The 18,016-nt window shown below is 56.5% G+C and carries 18 protein-coding genes and 1 pseudogene; 8 read left to right on the top strand and 11 right to left on the bottom strand.

What is annotated here, in order from left to right:
* The first annotated feature begins 382 nt into the window (after positions 1 to 382).
* The 3 genes from BMZ66_RS25305 to BMZ66_RS22365 all read left to right on the top strand — a co-directional run bounded on the left by BMZ66_RS25305 (position 383) and on the right by BMZ66_RS22365 (position 2,743).
* A complete protein-coding gene (locus tag BMZ66_RS25305) occupies positions 383 to 754 on the top strand; it encodes a hypothetical protein (RefSeq protein WP_143080367.1) in 372 nt (123 codons plus the stop codon).
* Positions 755 to 871: 117 nt separating this feature from the next.
* Positions 872 to 1,957: a PAS domain-containing sensor histidine kinase gene (locus BMZ66_RS22370; protein WP_143080366.1), complete on the top strand. Its 1,086-nt coding sequence runs from the start codon at positions 872 to 874 to the stop codon at positions 1,955 to 1,957.
* Positions 1,958 to 2,329: 372 nt separating this feature from the next.
* Entirely contained in the window at positions 2,330 to 2,743 is a 414-nt protein-coding gene (locus tag BMZ66_RS22365; RefSeq protein WP_092678597.1) for a hypothetical protein, read from the top strand.
* Between the two features lie 18 nt (positions 2,744 to 2,761).
* Here the strand turns inward: BMZ66_RS22365 and BMZ66_RS22360 are convergent, their stop codons facing one another.
* Positions 2,762 to 3,001: a hypothetical protein gene (locus tag BMZ66_RS22360; protein WP_143080365.1), complete on the bottom strand. Its 240-nt coding sequence runs from the start codon at positions 2,999 to 3,001 to the stop codon at positions 2,762 to 2,764.
* A 367-nt stretch (positions 3,002 to 3,368) separates the two neighbouring features.
* Here BMZ66_RS22360 and BMZ66_RS22355 point away from each other — a divergent pair, with 367 nt between their 5' ends.
* From BMZ66_RS22355 to BMZ66_RS22345, 3 genes are all read left to right on the top strand, one after another.
* The gene (locus BMZ66_RS22355; protein ID WP_092678595.1) at positions 3,369 to 3,602 is read left to right on the top strand and encodes an antitoxin VbhA family protein; all 234 of its coding nucleotides are present in this window, start codon (positions 3,369 to 3,371) and stop codon (positions 3,600 to 3,602) included.
* 276 nt (positions 3,603 to 3,878) lie between these two features.
* Positions 3,879 to 4,259 carry a hypothetical protein gene (locus tag BMZ66_RS22350; RefSeq protein ID WP_092678594.1) on the top strand — a complete coding sequence of 127 codons (381 nt, stop codon included), beginning with the start codon at positions 3,879 to 3,881 and terminating at the stop codon, positions 4,257 to 4,259.
* Positions 4,260 to 4,355: 96 nt separating this feature from the next.
* On the top strand, positions 4,356 to 5,189 hold the full coding sequence (locus tag BMZ66_RS22345) for a DUF2971 domain-containing protein (RefSeq protein ID WP_143080364.1): 834 nt from the start codon (positions 4,356 to 4,358) through the stop codon (positions 5,187 to 5,189).
* Positions 5,190 to 5,662: 473 nt separating this feature from the next.
* Here the strand turns inward: BMZ66_RS22345 and BMZ66_RS22340 are convergent, their stop codons facing one another.
* The 4 genes from BMZ66_RS22340 to BMZ66_RS22320 all read right to left on the bottom strand — a co-directional run bounded on the left by BMZ66_RS22340 (position 5,663) and on the right by BMZ66_RS22320 (position 9,415).
* Positions 5,663 to 6,055, bottom strand: coding sequence for a hypothetical protein (locus BMZ66_RS22340; RefSeq protein WP_092678592.1), 393 nt, complete (start codon positions 6,053 to 6,055; stop codon positions 5,663 to 5,665).
* Between the two features lie 51 nt (positions 6,056 to 6,106).
* Complete coding sequence (locus BMZ66_RS22335) at positions 6,107 to 7,504, bottom strand: Fic family protein (RefSeq protein ID WP_092678591.1); 1,398 nt, start codon at positions 7,502 to 7,504, stop codon at positions 6,107 to 6,109.
* A gap of 95 nt (positions 7,505 to 7,599) precedes the next feature.
* The gene (locus BMZ66_RS22330; protein ID WP_092678590.1) at positions 7,600 to 7,890 is read right to left on the bottom strand and encodes an antitoxin VbhA family protein; all 291 of its coding nucleotides are present in this window, start codon (positions 7,888 to 7,890) and stop codon (positions 7,600 to 7,602) included.
* An 880-nt stretch (positions 7,891 to 8,770) separates the two neighbouring features.
* Positions 8,771 to 9,415 carry a hypothetical protein gene (locus BMZ66_RS22320; protein WP_092678588.1) on the bottom strand — a complete coding sequence of 215 codons (645 nt, stop codon included), beginning with the start codon at positions 9,413 to 9,415 and terminating at the stop codon, positions 8,771 to 8,773.
* 813 nt (positions 9,416 to 10,228) lie between these two features.
* Here BMZ66_RS22320 and BMZ66_RS22315 point away from each other — a divergent pair.
* Together BMZ66_RS22315 and BMZ66_RS22310 are read left to right on the top strand one after the other, a co-directional pair.
* Positions 10,229 to 10,708: a hypothetical protein gene (locus tag BMZ66_RS22315; protein ID WP_092678587.1), complete on the top strand. Its 480-nt coding sequence runs from the start codon at positions 10,229 to 10,231 to the stop codon at positions 10,706 to 10,708.
* Positions 10,709 to 10,803: 95 nt separating this feature from the next.
* The gene (locus tag BMZ66_RS22310) at positions 10,804 to 13,020 is read left to right on the top strand and encodes a S8 family serine peptidase (RefSeq protein ID WP_092678586.1); all 2,217 of its coding nucleotides are present in this window, start codon (positions 10,804 to 10,806) and stop codon (positions 13,018 to 13,020) included.
* Between the two features lie 381 nt (positions 13,021 to 13,401).
* Here BMZ66_RS22310 and BMZ66_RS22305 read toward each other — a convergent pair whose 3' ends face one another.
* From BMZ66_RS22305 to BMZ66_RS22280, 6 genes and pseudogenes are all read right to left on the bottom strand, one after another.
* Positions 13,402 to 14,283: an IS3 family transposase gene (locus BMZ66_RS22305; RefSeq protein ID WP_092678585.1), complete on the bottom strand. Its 882-nt coding sequence runs from the start codon at positions 14,281 to 14,283 to the stop codon at positions 13,402 to 13,404.
* Positions 14,280 to 14,582: a transposase gene (locus tag BMZ66_RS22300; protein WP_177204864.1), complete on the bottom strand. Its 303-nt coding sequence runs from the start codon at positions 14,580 to 14,582 to the stop codon at positions 14,280 to 14,282. The genes BMZ66_RS22305 and BMZ66_RS22300 overlap by 4 nt, the downstream gene beginning before the upstream one ends.
* A gap of 161 nt (positions 14,583 to 14,743) precedes the next feature.
* Positions 14,744 to 15,418 (bottom strand): IS3 family transposase, encoded by a 675-nt coding sequence (locus BMZ66_RS22295; RefSeq protein WP_092678583.1) that lies wholly within the window; start codon positions 15,416 to 15,418, stop codon positions 14,744 to 14,746.
* Positions 15,376 to 15,507, bottom strand: a pseudogene (locus BMZ66_RS26500) (IS3 family transposase); the annotation flags it as partial. The gene BMZ66_RS22295 and the pseudogene BMZ66_RS26500, both read right to left, overlap by 43 nt.
* A gap of 203 nt (positions 15,508 to 15,710) precedes the next feature.
* Positions 15,711 to 16,013 carry a transposase gene (locus BMZ66_RS22285; protein ID WP_092678582.1) on the bottom strand — a complete coding sequence of 101 codons (303 nt, stop codon included), beginning with the start codon at positions 16,011 to 16,013 and terminating at the stop codon, positions 15,711 to 15,713.
* A 774-nt stretch (positions 16,014 to 16,787) separates the two neighbouring features.
* Positions 16,788 to 17,531, bottom strand: a complete 744-nt coding sequence (locus BMZ66_RS22280) for a CRISPR-associated endonuclease Cas6 (RefSeq protein ID WP_177204862.1) — start codon at positions 17,529 to 17,531, stop codon at positions 16,788 to 16,790.
* Between the last annotated feature and the right edge of the window lie 485 nt (positions 17,532 to 18,016).

Here is an 18,016-nt window from a genome sequence, read left to right as displayed (position 1 = left end):
CGCGGCTTTTGGTTAGCGGGAGCGTCCGGCAGGCCCGGTCCGGATTCGGCGATGCCGCCGTTACCCCAGCGCTCAGTTCGCTGCAAGTTCAGTTAAACGGTGGGTTCGCCTAGTAAGCGTGCCGTTTCTTCGGGGAAGGACCGGGCTCGGATTCGGCCGTACCTTTCCGGCCATGAAAAAGTATGTGGTGTTAGCCGCGCTAGTCGTGGGGATGCCGGCCTGCGGGTTGCTCGGCAACGAATGCGGGACTCCCGGCCCCGACACGTACTACGACGTGCAGGGGCTCGAGGCCGGCCTGGCCCAGCAGCCCGTCGGCCAACCGCGGGAGATCGTGGCCGCCGGGGCCTCCGTGGCCAGCCGGGACCTGCGGCTCAGCCTGCGCTTGCATGAACGCCATTACACGCGCACCCCCGCGAACGGGCTGGTGTCGGCCGCTTATGCCTGCGACCAGGTGTTCGACCCCGGCAACAAGGGCTCGGCCGAGCGCGTGGACAGCCTGAGCATCACGAGCCGCTACGCCTACGACGTGCGGCACCCGGCGGGCACGTCCCTGGCCGACGTGGTGGAGCGGGAGGGGGGCACGCCCTGGCCCCAGCCGTCGCGGCAGGCCCCGCAAGCCCCGTTCCGCAGTGCGGAGCTGGTCTTCCGGGTTCCCCCGGCGGCGGCCGGCTCGCAGCAGTTTCGGGTCTATTACCGACAAACCAACGGGGAAGTGTACACCGCCGAAACCGTCGCGCTCACCCTGCGGCCGTAGGCAGGCACCTACTCCACTTGTCACCGCCCCAAGCGCGGGCTAGTCCGAACGTAGACGCTCTCCGTTCAAAATAAGGAGGCAAAAGGTGTACCTTTGCCAGGTATCTTATTGATTTTCATGTCGGACTTCGCCGCCTTGTTGATGGAACAGGCGGAAGCTAGTCCGCACGTGCAGTTTATTTATGATGCTGCCACGGCGCGCGTCGTGTTCGTGAATCCCGCCTATGAGCACGTACTGGGCGGGACCCCGGGGCAGGTCAACGAAGAGCTACCCGCTTTGCTCGCCCGCCTGCACCCCGACGACCGGCCGTACCTGGCCAAGTGCTGGCGGTTGTGGACGCGGGGCCAGCTCTCGGACGAAGTGGAGGTGCGCCTGCTGGTGGCCAACGAGCCGGACCAATGGTTTTGCCTGACGCCCTTTTGCCAGCAAAAGGGAACCGCCCCCGCGTTGCTGGCCGGCATGCTGCGCGACATTACCGTCAGCAAGCACTACCAGCAGAATACCGACACGTTCCTCGCGCGTAAGAACGCCATGCTCGAAATCCTCTCGCACGACCTGAGCGGGGGCTTCGCCCTGGTGCAGCAAATCGCGGAGTATTTACGGGAGGAAGTACAGGCCCCGGCCGACAGCCAGCTGCATAAGATGCTGGGCGTGCTCGAAACCACCAGCCGCGGCAGCCTGAAGATGATTCGCGACCTCGTCGACATCGAGTTCCTGAGCTCGGCCAACACGGACCTCAAACGCGAGCGGGTCGAAGTGGGCGCCGTGCTGCGCGAAACGCTGGAGCAGCTGCAGCAGGGGCAGCGCGTGTTGGGCTTCCGCTTGGACTACTCCTTGCCCAGGGAGCCCGTGTACGCCCACCTGGATGTGAACAAGTTTCAGCAGGTGCTCAACAACCTGGTCAGCAACGCCTTCAAATTTACGCCCGACGGCGGGCGGGTGGAAGTGGAGGTAGCGGCCTGCCCGGGCGGCGTGCAGGTGCACGTGCGCGACACCGGCATCGGCATTCCGGCGGCGCTGCAGCCGGTGCTGTTCGAGCGGTTCACCAAGGCCCGGCGGCCGGGGCTGCGGGGGGAGCCCACCACGGGGCTGGGGCTGGTGCTGTGCAAAACCATTACGGAGTGGCACCGCGGCACGCTTTCCTTTGTCAGCACGGAAGGCCAGGGCAGCACCTTCACCGTGGAGATACCCCAAGCCGTTTAGAAGTAAGCAGAAACGAGTACCCGTAAGCGGTCGTGACGTAAACGCGCGTTGTTTAAACGAAGAGTGTTACGCTTGGCTGGACCAACGCTTCTTTTTTGCCGCATCAATGTTCTTCCGTGTCAAACGCTACCTGTGCTCACCGAAGCCAAGCGCACGGCTACCTCGAAGGGCTTGGAGTAATTTCACCTGCTGCTGGGAGAAGGCCGAAAATGCTGGCCCTGCGCGCCAGCCGTTTCTTCAGGTTTCCTTGGCCGGAGTGGCCGCCCGGGCGTACCCCGGCGTCGCGTATTAACAGCCAATGAAATGTTCGAGCGGAATGCCGCGCTTGGGTGGGCAACAACCTAGCGTCGGCGGCGGACGTTTACCGCGCACATGAAGCGACTGACGGAGTATTTGGAGTGCGCGCACCGCCCCGAGACGGGCACGATGGTGTGCCGGTGGCTGCGCGAGGTAACCCCGGCCGAAATGCGGACGAGTTACGAGTACTTGCGGGTGGAGGCCCAGGGCTTGGGCGCCCGGCTCTGGCTGCTCGACATCCGGCGGCGCAACAACGAAGACCCGGAAACGGCGCAGTGGCTCCTGGACAACTACATGCCCCAACTGGCGGGCCTGTTTGGCGGGCCTTCCTTTCTGGCCTACCTACTCTCGCCCGCGCACCTGGTGCGCGTGGACGACCACGCCATGGACATCTTGCACGTCGCGCAGTTGCAGCGCTCGGTGCACGTCGCCCTGTTCATTGAGGAAGGCGGGGCCAACGCGTGGCTGGTCCAGCAAGCCGGCAAATAAGCCCCGACGACCCGATGCTTAGCCCGGCGCCGGTCCGGCATCGACAAGCTGCTGCAAGCGGGTCCGGGTTTGGGCGCCGACCCGGACGCTGATGGCGTAGAGGTCCACTTCCCCCTCAATGTAGCGGTGGTAGAGGGCCAGCAACTCGTCTTTGGCGTGTTGTTCCTCGGCCAGGGTAATGGCGAGGGCCCGGTCGGCAATTTCCTGGCGTTGCTGGCGGGTTTGCTCGGCCGGGCCGAAATTCAAAGGAGCTTGCACGGGGTGGCGGCTAAATGAATGTGTTTGATTACAGCCAACAAAGTACGTAACGGTTCCGCTTGTTTTGGCAGGGCTACCGGTAGGAGTCCGCCGAACGGGAAGAGGCCCCACCACCGGGAAAAGTCTACGCCGGGTGGCGCGGCCGGCCCAAAACCCTATTGATTCCCGGAAGGCGCTTATAAGTGTCCTGATGTTCAGGAAAACGGCCCGAAGGGAAACGCATCAGTTTGACGAAAGGAGCTAGGAGCTTTCGAAGGCGCTGCACTACGCCACGGACCGGAAGGGCACCGTGCGCGCAAAAAAAACATTTAAGCATTCAATTAGTTACTTATTTCAATGGTGGGCCTATCTCCGGTTACCAGTTCGAATGGAACCTTCTTTGCTACGTACCGAAGCCGGCCGCCAACGCGCCGTCGCGTTTGCGCTGGCCCTCACCGCCGGCACCCCTTTGTCTCCCGGCCCCGCCGAACGAGCGTTGTTGGACCAATTCGTGCGGGGCGACGTGGACCTGGACGCGATGCTGGCCCGCCTGAACGCGGTAGACGAAGGGGATGCCCGGCCGTGGAACCACGCGCCGGAGGTGTCCGCCGCGTGTCTGTGAGCGCTTCGCGGGAGGGGTTATCGATTCCGTACGAACCCGCCGCTCGCCCGGTACTTTAGGCCCCATAGCGGATTCCAATGCCGCACCGTGAACAGGAGGAACCGGCTGCTGTCGGTAAAAGCAGCGTTCAGTAAAACGGTCCGAAGGTAAACGAGGCCCGTTCAAAGTAAGGAGCGTATGTTTAACGCGCTATTAAGGACTTCTTCTAATGGGTCTTGCAACAAGTTAAGTGACGGGACGGTGCCCTGTCCGAGTGTGCCTCGACGCTTCTAACATATGATTGCCACCACTTTTTCCAAGCCAGCTTTATTCGTGGCTGTGCTGCTGCCCACTGTTTGGGCTGTGCACAAGCTGCACCGACGCCGGGGCGCTGCGGTCCAGTACTATGGCGTGATTGGGGGGGCGGGGCTACTGGCGCTCGTCGTCTGGAGCGTGCCGCATGACTTCTTGGACGACATGCCCGATTTGAGCTATGCTTTGCTTTTCGAATTCATCGTCCTTGCGCTTGTTTCATTTTGGCTCTCGATACGGGCGCTAGGTAACCCATCGCCCATCCCCTGGTGGATCGCGCTGCCCTGCGCGCTCGCGGCGCTCTTTTTCGTGCTGCTCATCTTTCTTATCTCAATCGGGATGGGCAGTAGCGGCATGGTTGGATAAGCTGACATCGCGAAACAGCTATTGGTAAAAGACGCCCAGGCAGACATCTTGAGTCAACGCGTGGGTATCTTTGAAATCAGCCGATTTCCTGCCCTAATGCACCCTGAAGCCGCTAAGCAATACCTTACCCGCCGTGTTCAGACGGGCGAATTTCCACGCTACCTCTATAAGTACCGGCCACTCTATGTAATTGACCGGGAACACCCTGAAGGATTTACGCTGGTTGATAACACAACCAAAATTATTACCACCGCAGCAATGTGGCACTCGGAACCGACAACTTTCAATGACCCGTTTGATTGCCAGATACCGTTGGATTCGCGGCGTTCAGCAGACATTGTACGCAGCGTGGCCAAACTGTACGAACGGTTGGAAAGCCACCGGCCTAGGCGGCGGGCAGACCGCCGACGTGGCTTGAACAATCTGCGTCAACACCCCAAGCTTACGGTTGAAAGGGCGCAAGTTTGGCTGAGGGACACAATGGCCCACATCGGCATCTGCTGTTACGGTACTCGCGGCGATAACCTACTGATGTGGTCTCACTACGCAGATTCCCACTGCGGCGTATGCCTAAAGTTCGACGTGCTGGCAGACCCAATCGCCTATTTCGATATGTGCCCGGTGACCTACAGCCGCGATTACCCGGTCTTAGCTCGCCTAGACGAGGAGTCGGTCAGCAAGGCCTTGTCGGTGAAAGCAGATGTGTGGGCCTATGAAGAAGAATGCCGGGTGTTTACCCGCTCCGGTCAAGGCAGCAAATCATTCGCTAAGAAATCGTTGGTAGAAATTAGCATTGGCGCCAAGGCCTGGTCAGCGCCGGTGGAAGCATTCATCGACCTATTAGATTCAGACGCAGATTACGAGCACGTGCACCTACGGCAAGCCCGGGTTAGCAACCGCTCTTTTTCCTTGGAGTTTACTGCCTACTAGGGTGTTGTTAAACAACCAAATAGATGAGATAGTCGCGGGGATTGCTTTCTCCTCTTGTTCTGTTATGGGCCTAAGCGGTCGAGTTTATCGCAAACTGCTTCAAGGTGGTCGAGGCCATACAGATAAGTCCGCTTCGGATACTCTCCCGTTATTACCGCAACTTGCCGGGGCCAACGTTACAGGCATGGCAACAAGCTCAGGTGATGCTATGTGCTGAGGCGTTGCTAGCGAGGATGATGAGGCAACCATTGCTAAATTAACTTAACTATCTGTTTGAATATTTTGAACCCGTAGCAGAAGTAAACCATACTTCTCTCCTTACTGAAGCAGGAACCGGACTACCCGAAGCCATTGCTTCTTATGCATCAAAAGCTGCAAGCGTATTGGATTTCACAGAGCGATTACAGCAAGAGAAGCATTAATAAAAAAGGCCCTGCTCGGACAAGCAGGGTCTTTTTATTGGTATCCGGGGGCTAAGGCAGAACGTAGCTGGCCACGGCCTGCGGATTAGGTCCGGGGCCGGATTTTGTATCAACCGTTTTTCCATCGAGTTGAATGACGCACGTTACGTTGGCCGTTGCATCGCCCTGAGCAGGGAAAGCGCCGACACTCAGAATGTCCGCCGATTTCAGGGTCCGCTTGAACGAGTAGGTTTTGGGTAGCGGTACGTTTTCCTCCGTAATCAAACTGCCGGTGTTATCGCGGTAGATGATGCGGGACTGCGCATAGTTTACGGCCGTAACCTGATAGGTCACCTGGTACTCTTTGGGCGTAGTATTCGGCTGGGGGTCCGAATCTTCTTGGTCACCGGAACAACTAGCCGCCCAGAAGGGCAACAGCAGCAGCGGAAGCAGTTTTTTTCTCATAGTCTGGTAGGGAGAAGGGGTAGTAAGGTATTAGCAAGGTAAGCGTCCGGGCTAACGTTTTGGCCCACGCCGCCTTTGTGGGGCGCTTGGCGCCTCCACCTGGGGAGTTGGGGCCTGCTGCACGGGCGGCTGTTGCTGCTGGGAAGTTTGAGGCCTTTGCTGCGCGGCGGCTTGTTCCATTCTCTCGCGCACGGCGGCCGGCAAGTACACCTCCACGCCCACGGCCCCGGCGGCATCGCGGTTTAGCTGGAGCTGCATGGGCACGTGCTGTGGCCCGCCCTGGGGGTTTGGCATCGGGAAGGGCAGGTGGTCGGTCCGCTGGCCCTGCAGAAGCTTCTCCATCTGGCCCAGCTTCCACAATTCCGCAACGGGCTTGCCTAGCCGGGTCAACTGGTCGGCGGGCACTTCCTGCTCCCGAAAGGCGGGGGTCAGCGCCTGGTTCCGGTCGAGCTCCGCACTGGCCTTTTTCACGTGGGCCAGGTGGGCCAAGGAGCCGCGGGTAATGCCGGGGTCGGCCTCTACTTGCTTCACCCGTTCGAGTAGCTGCTGGCGGAACGCGGGCCACGTCGCGGGCTCCCGCTGCACAGCCTGGGCACTGGCAACCAACGCGGCCTCCTGCGCCTTGGCCTGCTGCAGGTAGTCCGGCGACACCTTAAAATGATGCTTGGTGACGCGCTGCATCACCCGCTCCTCCGAAACCTCGCGGCTTCCCACGATGAGCGTGCGCAGGGCCTCGGCCTGCTGCATACCCGGGGAGGGCGCGGGCACCGGCCGGGCCAGGGCCGGGTGGCGCAGCTGCTCGGCCTGGGGGCCTTCAGCGGGCGTGGTGGCCAGGGCCAACAGTCGGCGCAACGGGGCAAGGTTTTCGTCCGGGTGGAGCCCGTTTTTGCGCAGAATGGCGGCATCGCGGGCCGGGTTGTACTCCTTGATCTGCTGCTCGGATATCCGCACGTCATACCCTGCTCGGCGGCCCACTTCGGCCAGTATTACTTGCAAGGTGCGGCCGTTGCCCTCGCGGAACGGATGCACGTAGTTGTACTGGTCGGCATAGTAAGTCAGCCGTTTGACAAACTGGTCCTCGTCGAGCCCTTTTAGCTGGTTTTCCTGCGTGAGCTGGTTGCCCAACAAATTCAGGCGCGCCTCAATCTGCTGGTAGGGAGCAAAGAACAAGCTGCCGTTGGGCAAGTGCTTCTGCCCTTGGAACTGGCCCCAGGCGCGGGTTTCTCCGGCCCACGGATAGATGTTGCCCAACAGCTCCTGGTGAATCTGTTTCAGATGGGCCGCGTCAAAGTCGCCGGGAATGGGTTTGATGCCTTCCACGAGCAGGGCCATTCGGCCCAGGTTCGCGCCTTCTGCCTCCCGGAGCTCCTGCTGCGTGGTAATGCCGAGCTTGTTTATCAATACTTCGTTATTCGGCCGACTGTGCAGAGGGTCTTGAAACAAATCCATCGGGGCTATCAATTCAGGCGGTAGTGGCCACCAAGTAAAAAGGCCTACTGATAACAGTAGGCCCTATAAGTAGTAGCTATCGGCAGTCGAAAGCATCAAGCGTGTACTGCTTGCTTTTGGTAAACGCTCATGGCCAGGTTAGTCGCCTGCTCTAGTGTGATTTCCCCGGCAATATAGCGGTTGTACGCGGCCTCGGTTTCAGCCGTAACAATGGCACCCTGCGCAATGCCCGCGGCAAAGGTCCGCTGCATGATGGCGCGGCGCTGGGCCTCGGTGGCTTCCTGGGGTAAGAAGGTGGGCTTTTCCATACCCGAAAAATACGTATTATTTCCAGTAAGGATGGGGCGCACCACCTGGTAGCGGTGCACGGTTGTGGAGGCGTGCATATTCGGACTAGGTGAGAGGCTAACGAGGGCACCAGACGACTACATCAGAATTTACCAAGGTGTGACCTGGCTCTTACTATATACGTTTAAGAGCAAGATTTGGCGCGATGAGTAAGCTATTCGTGCAAGGCTAATGAAGGAAATTCGGCATGTTCATTAAAAAGGCACTCTTGGTTGAACCGATAAAAGACATTTGCCACATGCGATTAACGGGTTCTTTCGTCCATTTGTAATGACGCTGGTAGAAGTCAATGTGGTACGTAGTGCTGGAAAATATCTTGTCAATACTTTGCTTATCCAAGGAAATGTCCATTTTAAAGCGACAGGTGGGAGGGGAATTGCAGGCCAACTTACTAGCACGTTTTTGGGCCTGTTAACCCAAATTGAGATTGATGTTTGAGTGACGCTTAATCAAGGCTAAAGCCGCTGCTAATTGTGAGCACCTTCACCGTCGGCCTCTGGTACCGGCCCGGCTTCGGGTTTGAGCAGATGGTAGTACTACACAATATTTCGGGAGAGCACTTGCGCATTTGCCATGCTGATGCCCAGCGCCGAACAGAGGATCCATCATGTCAGACTTCGCTTCATTGGCATGAGGGTTGATGGCGGCCAGAATTATATCATGGCTTTTCTTGCTGGTCGTAAATACATTACCTAGCCAATCCATCGCACAATTGCTTCAATGCGTGTTAACCCGTCTTCGTCACAGAGCAACAATAATCATGTAAAGCCTGTAATAAAGTAGCGCATCACAGTGGGTTCGCGCTGAATCGCTGGCACACATGCTGGCCAAGTCCACACCACCTGATACCAACCCAGCACACACGCCCCTCCGATGACAGAGGCGGAGCGGCGTATTTACAAATCCGCCGACTCGACGTCAGCCAGCCGGTCGGGGACCGTATTCGCGCGCCATCATGCCGCGGTCGTCCAATAGTAGCCAGTTTTTGCCCGTGTCGTCCAGTACGGCGTACAGCGCTTGCCTTTTCTGCTGGTTGCCATCAGCCAATTGTTGCGCAAGGGCATCGTTTTCTGCCGACTGGTAATTGGCGACCACTAGGCTTATCATTTGCTCTACGGCCTCCTCCCACTCCTGCTGCGAGAGTTGGTCGTCAAAAAGCACTTTCACTGTCTGGCCATTCTTTAGCTGCATCATCACCGAAATGACTTTGGACTGCCGATAGCCCGACTGTATCTTCTCTGTCGACTGACTAGCCGTTATCGTTCTCGACTTCAGTATCCTGGACTTTCCGACCAGTCCTTTCAGCCAGTTGCTCAATAGTTGGTAATGGTCTTTGCCTGCTTCCTGGAGGAATGATTCAAAATACGATTTTGAAACCCAGGCTACCACGCCTGTCATCAGCACCCACTCGATAGAAGCATGCGCCTCCGTGGGAACCCGCTCGACTAAAAGACCCACGGGACGCTCTTTGGGGCTTCCTAACATATCCTCCACAATCACGTCCGGGAAATAATCGGGGAACGCGCAGCCTATTTCCAAGGCTACTTTCGGCGAATCATTCATTTTAGCTTTAAAAAAAACCGGGTTATTTCTCGTTTAAGGCACCAATATACCACCCTGTTCAACGAGGAGGTTAATTGCTGATTGTTCCCGTGTCTGGGTGCCGCAGAAAAGGCCGATATGGCAGGCCTGTAACTCACCAGCAGCCATTGTAAAAACTCCTGGTTTATGGTTTACTGCTTAGCTCACACCCATCCTTTCTCCAATACAATCCGACTGATCGCTGATGTTTAGGCGGGCATCAACCCGGGTAAAGCGCGCTTAGTGTGTTGATTCGGCGCCTTAGTTGGGCCCATTATGGGGTTCCTATAATGTTTATTAAAAAGCAAATGGTATCATTAGCTTTAATAATTCTTTATTTGTTTGTTTACGCCAGCTTAGCCAACCTACTACCAAGGTGTTTGCCTTGCCTGGGGCCGTGGAACCCCAGAACCCCAATCGCTGCAGCCCCGGGCTGCGCACGTGCCGGGCACCCTGCTCTGCCAGGACGTTGCCGGTCCGCCTTGGTGGCACCCGCCGGTTTCCGGCCCATGCCATATCTACCCTTCGCGCTCCTAGCAGAAGCCTTCGCAAAGGATTCTTACTTTTTTTGGTTTCACCTCATCGGCCCCTTACTCCTGTCGCAGTGATGTAAAGGCGTGAAATTCGCGGAAACCGCTGCCTCGCTCAAATTAACTAAATAAAAATTAAATATTTAATTTTTATTTAGGGTTCTGACGGATTAAAGCCTTCGCGAAACACTGTGCCCGAACAAGGCATTTTAAATAGTACATTTTACCCTCTCGATTTCATTTTTCACACCAAACAACTCCTTTTATGAAAGCACTTCAAATCATCACGCTTGCGATGCTTGGTCTGTTGACCATGAGCAGCAGTTGTGAAAAAGAATCACAAAATGCTGTTGCGCCCGAGCCCTGCTCGCCCAGTATGGTCGCGATAACAGCCGTTCCCGGCTTAAGTGCCAGTCCTGCCTGTCTCGCGGATGCTACATTGGAAATCAGGCAATCAAGCAAGCAAATAATAACTTCGGCAGCTCAGTTTCGCACGGCGTACACCTGTCCCAATCCACCGGTGATCGACTTTGGTTCCTTTACGCTACTTACTGGGCAAACCAAGTTGCCGTCCGGTGGCCGCGTTATTTCGCAACAGATCACACGATCGTGTAAAGATTACAAATACACCGTGGTCGTTCAGCAAGGGACAGATGCTGCCGTAACCACAGCTAAATATCACGCATTAATACCACGAATTGCCACGGATGCGAAGGTAGAATTTGAAGTACAGATATTACCCTAAAGAGTCAACGGCACCTGTGGCGAGCGCCGGAATACGCACTCACCTCGGGTAACTGTACTTGGTAAATCACCGCACACTTTTAAACAAAAGAAACTATGTCTTCATCTACCCGTTTAATTCGTGGCATTTTCTTGTTTTTCTTTTTGCCAACAGCAACCTGCTTTGCCCAAGAATACGCCAGCTACCACAAAGGCAAAAAAGTGTACTATGAACCCAGCACTTCACAGGTACTGGTAAAATTTAAGGATGCCGCCACTTTGGCGAGGCGGGAAAAAGCCGCCCCTATGCTGGGAAGTAATGCAATGAGGTCTTTGGCAGCCTTGCCCGGCGTATCATTGCTAGATATAGCCCCTGGTAAAACCAAGGCCAGCATTCGAGATTTGGTGACACAATATCTGGCAGACCCCGATGTAACTCAAGCAGCTCCCATTCTGCTAGATGAGAAAGGCAAGCCTTTTGGAGCGGTTAATGACCAGTTTATTGTCAAACTGAAGCCTTCTACTTCAACGTCTGGTTTGCACCAGTTGCTGGCCCAAACAGGGACAGCTATTGACCATCAATCTGACTTTGATGCGAAAACTTACTACTTAAAGGTTGACAAGAAAAAGGGCGATGCCATGACACTGGCGAATCGTTTTCACGAAAGTGGTTTGTTTGAATACTCAGAACCAAATTTCGTGCTTTTCATTGAAAAAACTACGAATGACCCATTTTACGCGCAACAGTACGCGCTGAATAACACGGGCCAAATGGGGGGCTTTAACGATGCTGACATGGATGTGGCTGAAGCGTGGGGCATCACCACTGGCGATAATACCATTCGAATCGCGGTGCTTGACGACGGCGTAGAACTAAATCATCCTGACTTAAGGTCTAATCTCCTGGCTGGCTTTGACGCAACGGGACAAGGCACTGGCGGGGCACCCACCCAAAACGACAGCCATGGTACCGCGTGCGCTGGCATTGTAGGTGCGCAAGCCAACAACGGCATAGGAATCGCGGGGGTCGCTTACTCCAGCCGTATAGTACCCGTACGAGTGTTTACCGGGACCTCAACCATTTTTGACATTACCACTGCTGAATGGATGGCCTCGGGTATTGATTGGGCCTGGCAAAACAACCGTGCTGATGTACTAAGTCTTTCCTTCCGAGTTAGTGTCGGTCAGCAAGCTGTTATCGATGCACTTAACCGAGCGGTCACACAGGGACGAAACGGTTTAGGCTGTATTGTTCTGGCTGCTACCGGCAACCAGGACAGCCCTTTAGATTTTCCGGCTTCAGAACCCAGCGTGATCGCGGTTGGCGCTACAACCCATAGAGACCAACGTGCGAACTTTTCTAATTTCGGCACTGGCTTGGATCTCGTTGCCCCAGGCGAGAACATCTACACCAGTGACCGACAAGGAACTGCGGGTTATAGTACAACGGATTACCTATCAAATTTTACGGGTACTTCTGCCGCCTGTCCTAATGCGGCCGGCGTCGCCGCCCTGATTTTATCCGTTAATCCTAGTTTGACTCAATTACAGGCCCGCCAAATTTTAGAATCCTCGGCAGATAAAACCGGGGGTTATACCTACATCCCAGGCACTGGGGAAAACACTAGCTTGAGTTGGAACAGCGAAATGGGTTATGGCCGTGTTAATGCGTATAAAGCTACGCTTCAAGCACTATGCACTAACCCATCCCCTATTTCAGGCAATTGGCACTCCAGCACCAACCCTTACAATCAAACCACTCCTTTGCAAACTTCTCAAACCGTTCCGTCTGGCAACGTGACGGTACAGGTAGGTGCAAAGCCTAGTGTGGGCACCACGTACTCATTTAGTGCGCAACGAATTCTTTTCAACTCCCCTCCGCCCACTGTATACCAGAGTTCGCCCGGTTCTAACGTAGCCACGTTTGCCATTGGCCCTTCTGGAACCGCCAACGAACGGGTATACCTGGACGTGACTGCTACTAATCCCGATGCGTGCAGCAGTACGACCACCACGTTCTACTTTTTTGTGATACGGAATTACTACATGGTTTCGTCTAATCCCACCAGTTCGGATGTCATTCTGCAAAATACTGATCCTAACACCAGTCCGCAGATTGTGACAAGTTCATCACCAGCAACTAATGCAGACGTCCCGAACGATGAGTTGTTCGAGGCATGCTTGTACAATAGCTATGGTAAACTTGTCAAGACCGGAAAGAGCCAGAAGGGACGGGTAAAGTTCGACGTGCGCGACTTGCCGGAGGGCTTCTATATCTTGCGTGCTGGCAGTGGGAAGCAGACCTACACAGAGCACGTCCAGATCGCACATTGAGCCGTGCTCTTGTCCTTGGTTAACTTCTTTATCGCTTACTCGCCTGGCTTTAACCCTGTTGGGGGTAGAGAAGTTAGAACAGGCTTTGCCTTGTTTGATTTCAGCCGCTACAATACAGCGCCCCGAACCTGATGGACAGGTTATATCCTCGCGCCTAACGGTGAACCAATGAGTAAGGACTGCTCCTGCTATCGCTTAATTTAGGCCCTCGGTGCTTCGGCTCGGGGGCCTATTCTTGTGAGCAAGCGAGCGTGTGGGCAAATGATAAACCGAATTCTAGTATTATCAGGCCTATTGGACAGTTACTCGCTGCCTGTGGACAGACCCTGCGATATAAGTCTCCAGCGTCCATGCTCAGAACATTGTTTTGAGGTGGTCTAGCTAAGCCGGACAGAATTGAGACGTTGTTTTGAGTTGGTTTTCAAAGTGGTTGGGTGATTGGTAACCGAGGGCGGAATGCCTGCGTTCGGCATTGTAATAGGCGATGTGGTGGCTGATTTCGAGCTTGGCTTCGGCCAAGCCGGGAAAGTGGCCGCCGTCGAGCAGCTCGGCTTTGAAGCGGCTCCAAAACGATTCGGCGTGCGCGTTGTCGTAGCAGTTGCCCCGCCGGCTCATGCTCTGCTGAGCGCCGTTGCGGGCCAGTAAGTCCTTGAAACGGGTGGCCGTATACTGGCTGCCCTGGTCGGAGTGGACCACGAGCCCGGCCGGGGGCCGGCGCACGGCCAAGGCCCGGCGCAGGGCCTCGCTGACCAGGGCTTCGGGCATGGTGTCGCGCACGTCCCAGCCGACGATTTTGCGCGAGCAACGGTCGAGCCAGACGGCTAAGTACAGCCAGCCGCCGCCCTGGCGCGGCAGGTACGTGATGTCGCCGACCCACACCCGGTTGGGGGCGGTGGGGGCCGGCTGGCCGAGCAAGCGGTTGGGGGCCGCACGCACGGCCGGATCCGAGTCGGTGGTGCGGGGCACAAACGAGCGCGGCTGCTGGGCCCGCAGCCCGTGGGCTTTGAGCACGCGGCGGACGCGCCAGCGGCCCACCGCGTGACCCTGGGCCTGCACCTCGGCGCGCAGCCGGCGGGTGCCGTAACGCTGGCTGTGGTCCGCAAACGCTTCGCGTACGGCCACTTGCCAGGCCGGCTCGACCGCTGGCATCTGCCGGCGGCGCTGCCAGGCATAATACGCGGCCGGGGCCACGTGCAGCACGTGGCAAAGCTGGCGCACGGGCACCTGGGCCTGGCGTTGGGCAATGTGCTGATAGACGCTCACGGGGTCGGCTGGCCAAAGATGACCAAGGCTTTTTTTAAAATATCGAGTTCCTGCACCAGCCGTTTATTGGCCGCACGCAGGGCCCGTACTTCCGGGTCGCGGGCCACTTCCACGCTGCCGACTTCGGCCACGAGCTGCGCCTGCCGCCAGCGGTAAAGCAGCTTGGGGCTGATGCCCAGTTGCCGCGCCGCGGCCTGGGTGCTTCGGCTCTCGCCGGCCAGGCGCAGCGCCTCGGCCTTGAAGGCTTCGTCGTATTTACGCCGTTTGTCGGGCGACGCCCCGTTGGGTTTTGCTGCCATAACAGAAGAAATATACGTCCTTCTTCTGTCCGCCATTTCTAGACCACCTCATTTTGGTTAAAGGCATTAGCATTAAGCATCTTGGTTGCCCAATTCCGGCGATGCGGTGTTATCCATTTATTCCATGCCGAGGAAAAGCGGTTCACTATGAGGTGGTCCAACTAAGCCGGACAGAATTGAGACGTTGTTTGAAGTTGCGTTTCGAAGTGATTTGTGGCCAGGTAACCAAGCGCTGAGTGGCGGCGTTCGGCATTGTAGTAGGCGACGTGGTGGCTGATTTCGAGCCGGGCTTCTTCGAGTCCGGGAAAGAGGCCACCGTCGAGCAGTTCGGCTTTGAAGCGGCTCCAAAACGATTCGGCGTGGGTCGTACCCGGTAGGGCGTTGTCGTAGCAGTTGCCGCGCCGGCTCATGCTTTGCTGTGCCCCGTGGCGGGCCAGCAAGTCCTTGAATCGGGTGGCCGTGTACTGGCTGCCCTGGTCGGAGTGCACGACGAGCCCGGCCGGGGGGCGGCGCACGGCCAGGGCCCGGCGCAGCGCCTCGCTCACGAGGTCTTCGGGCATCGTGTCGCGCACGTCCCAGCCCACAATCTTGCGCGAGCAGCGGTCAAGCCACACGGCCAGGTACAGCCAGCCTCCGCCCTGCCGGGGTAGGTAGGTGATGTCGCCCACCCAGACCCGGTTCGGGGCGGTGGGGGCCGGCTGGCCCAGCAAGCGGTTGGGTGCGGCGCGCACGGCCGGGTCGGAATCGGTGGTGCGCGGCACGAACGAGCGGGGCTGCTGGGTCGTACCCGGAGGGCCCGCAGGCCGTGCGCTTTGAGCACGCGGCGGATGCGCCAACGGCCCACGGCGTGGCCCTGGGCCTGCACTTCGGCCCGCAGCCGGCGGATGCCATAACGCTGGCTGTGATAGGCAAACGCTTCGCGCACGGCCACCCGCAGCCGGCGGATGCCATAACGCTGGCTGTGATAGGCAAACGCTTCGCGCACGGCCACTTGCCACGCTGGTTCGGGCACGGGCTGGCCCTGCTGCCGACGCCAGGCATAGTACGCGCTGGGGGCGACGCGCAAGACGTAGCAGAGCTGGTGCACGGGCACGTTGGCGAACCGCTGAGCGATGTGTTGGTAGGTGCTCACCGGGTCGGCTGGCCGAAGATGACCAAGGCTTTTTTTAAAATATCAAGCTCTTGCTCGGCCCGTTTGAGCCGGGCGCGAAGCGCGCGATCTTCGGGGTCGCGGGCCACTTCTTCACTGCCCACTTCGGCCACGAGCTGGGCTTGCTGCCAGCGGTAAAGCAGCTTTGGGCTGATGCCTAATTGCCTCGTCGCGGCCTGCGTGCTGCGGCTCTCGCCGGCCAAGCGCAGGGCCTCGGCCTTGAAGGCCTCGTCGTATTTACGCCGTTTGTCGGGCGATGTCCCGCTGGATTTTGTTGCCATGACAGAAGAAATATACGTCCTTCTTCTGTCCGCCTTGCCTAGACCACCTCATAGCATTGTGGCGTTTACGCCAACGTGCCAAGTGCTCCAGTTGACGAGGTTTAGGCTAACCGAAAAGAAAAAATTATACACCATTCTTCTGTCCGCCTAGCTTAGACCATCCCACCACTACCTTTATTTTATTGGTAGTGCCGAAGCGTCGCCTCTTCAACTCTCGGGGATCAATCCAGACCAGAACGATCAGAACGTTTAGGCGGCCCTAGCCTTTGTAGGCAAATCGGTAATCCTGGTACCGATTTCAATCCGTCTTATTCTATTGGAATGCCTAGCCGGGTGAATCCGCCTTCACGTTAAAATAACCCAATAAGGTTGTTTGAGTTAGGGGTTCAGGATATTCATGCTTTGTTTCAATCCGCCTTTGCATCGGACTTAGTCAGCACGCCAGTGCATGATGCGCGTGCAATCTACGCATAAACATGTTCTGAGGCGCTTACGCATCGATGAGAAGTGCCCAAGGCAAGACTTCATTGATCTTTTAACTCTTTAAATTGTAGACCCTTGATCGTAACCCCTCATCAAAGAATGGAACAACAGCATATTACCCTTTAGCACCCAAGCTTTCCTCACAACGGCCCGCAATGAAGTTTGCATCATGCCTTTAAATCGCAGGAGCTTATCTGTGTACGGTTTATAAAAGAATCAGCCAGAAGAAAGAAAGGCAAGTGGAAAAGTCGAGGCCCGGGAGGCTGCCCAAAAAGCTTGTTGTTTCAAGTATCAGTCGAGCCGCTGCACGGACCCAAATCCCCGGGCTACGGACTTACCCAGCCCCAGGCCATCGGGCAGAACCACATTGGCTACAAATTCGCCCCCAAATCCCAACATGGGCTGGTTCTTGAACTGAGTTAACACCGGCTCGCTCAGGGCTAGGTGCACCATAAGGCGCGGCAACTGGGGTGCGTAAACGTTCGCCGCTTTGAGCAAGGCCAGTATGTTGTTTGTGAGAATGCGCGTGAGTTGCATCCGGCGGGCAGCGGGCTCCAAAGCCTGGTAATCCCGGTGGTTGCCCTGATTCAAGGGCAACCACCGAGTGACAAATCGATAGCGGTACAGTTCCGTGCCCAAGCCGATGGCTGCCGACTCGTGGCGGATGTGCTTGTCCAGTACCGGGTGTCGTTTCCCGGCCAGGTCTAGTTCCCGGATGTGCAAAAATAGCTGCACTAGGGGTGCCGCGCCTTCGTTTAGACCCACTAAGGTGGCCACTTCATTCAGAACTTTATACTGGACCAGCGGGTAGTGCTGGCGGTATGTACCGTCGTCGAAGTGGTTGTGCAGCAAAGGAGAATGATCCCGAAACAACCCGCCCAAATAGCCACGAAGCTTGTGCGCATCGCGCGGTTGTAAGCGAATGCCAGGGAAAGTAATGGTCGCCAAGCGTACCGAATCAGCGAGCAATGTGCTGTTTGAATTTGGCGTCAGGGTAGTAGCGGAGGACGAAGGAGAGATAGTGCGAGTATCCATATACTATTTGCAGTATTCAAATCATTAGTGGCCAGTACGCCATAGCTGGTAAACTTGTCTTGCTTTAACAACTCAAGCGGTATACTTAAGCTTCTGCTTGACATAACGTGATAGGGCACTAAAAAAATGGGCGGTCTCTAAGTGGATGTAATTCCTGTAGTAGTGGAATGATAGTCACAACTCAGTTATGCGGGCGGTTCGTTGGCAACCAAGTCCTCAAAAACTGCAGCAGCGACGGTCTGGCCAAGTCCGAAGCGGTTATGTAAATAAAGGAGAACCTCCGAGTCAGGGGCGCATGCTTTAATATTTCTAGCTTAAGGAATTGTTGTACAAGACTAAGGATGATGTTCCATCCTTAAACATAGCAAAACGTTCGTTTTTGCTATTCTATTTCCATAGCCTTAATGGGTACGCAAAATATCACTTTCGGCTACTATTACTGCACATTTGAGCCTTGTAGCAGTGTTAGAACTGTTTGGCTTCCC

It is taken from the genome of Hymenobacter arizonensis, assembly GCF_900115775.1.
Classification (GTDB): domain Bacteria; phylum Bacteroidota; class Bacteroidia; order Cytophagales; family Hymenobacteraceae; genus Hymenobacter; species Hymenobacter arizonensis.
The sequence above is the reverse complement of the archived record's forward strand: the minus strand, read 5'-3'. Positions and strand labels throughout refer to the sequence as shown.

What these genes read in the sequence shown, in the direction of transcription:
- BMZ66_RS22315 (WP_092678587.1), top strand. Translation starts at nt 10,229, where the DNA reads ATGAAAGCACTTCAAATCATCACGCTTGCGATGCTTGGTCTGTTGACC.
- BMZ66_RS22280 (WP_177204862.1), bottom strand. Translation starts at nt 17,531, where the DNA reads ATGGATACTCGCACTATCTCTCCTTCGTCCTCCGCTACTACCCTGACG.
- BMZ66_RS22340 (WP_092678592.1), bottom strand. Translation starts at nt 6,055, where the DNA reads ATGAGAAAAAAACTGCTTCCGCTGCTGCTGTTGCCCTTCTGGGCGGCT.
- BMZ66_RS22330 (WP_092678590.1), bottom strand. Translation starts at nt 7,890, where the DNA reads ATGCACGCCTCCACAACCGTGCACCGCTACCAGGTGGTGCGCCCCATC.
- BMZ66_RS22350 (WP_092678594.1), top strand. Translation starts at nt 3,879, where the DNA reads ATGATTGCCACCACTTTTTCCAAGCCAGCTTTATTCGTGGCTGTGCTG.
- BMZ66_RS22335 (WP_092678591.1), bottom strand. Translation starts at nt 7,504, where the DNA reads ATGGATTTGTTTCAAGACCCTCTGCACAGTCGGCCGAATAACGAAGTA.
- BMZ66_RS22345 (WP_143080364.1), top strand. Translation starts at nt 4,356, where the DNA reads ATGCACCCTGAAGCCGCTAAGCAATACCTTACCCGCCGTGTTCAGACG.
- BMZ66_RS22320 (WP_092678588.1), bottom strand. Translation starts at nt 9,415, where the DNA reads ATGAATGATTCGCCGAAAGTAGCCTTGGAAATAGGCTGCGCGTTCCCC.
- BMZ66_RS22355 (WP_092678595.1), top strand. Translation starts at nt 3,369, where the DNA reads ATGGAACCTTCTTTGCTACGTACCGAAGCCGGCCGCCAACGCGCCGTC.
- BMZ66_RS22285 (WP_092678582.1), bottom strand. Translation starts at nt 16,013, where the DNA reads ATGGCAACAAAATCCAGCGGGACATCGCCCGACAAACGGCGTAAATAC.
- BMZ66_RS22300 (WP_177204864.1), bottom strand. Translation starts at nt 14,582, where the DNA reads ATGGCAGCAAAACCCAACGGGGCGTCGCCCGACAAACGGCGTAAATAC.
- BMZ66_RS22365 (WP_092678597.1), top strand. Translation starts at nt 2,330, where the DNA reads ATGAAGCGACTGACGGAGTATTTGGAGTGCGCGCACCGCCCCGAGACG.
- BMZ66_RS22310 (WP_092678586.1), top strand. Translation starts at nt 10,804, where the DNA reads ATGTCTTCATCTACCCGTTTAATTCGTGGCATTTTCTTGTTTTTCTTT.
- BMZ66_RS22370 (WP_143080366.1), top strand. Translation starts at nt 872, where the DNA reads ATGTCGGACTTCGCCGCCTTGTTGATGGAACAGGCGGAAGCTAGTCCG.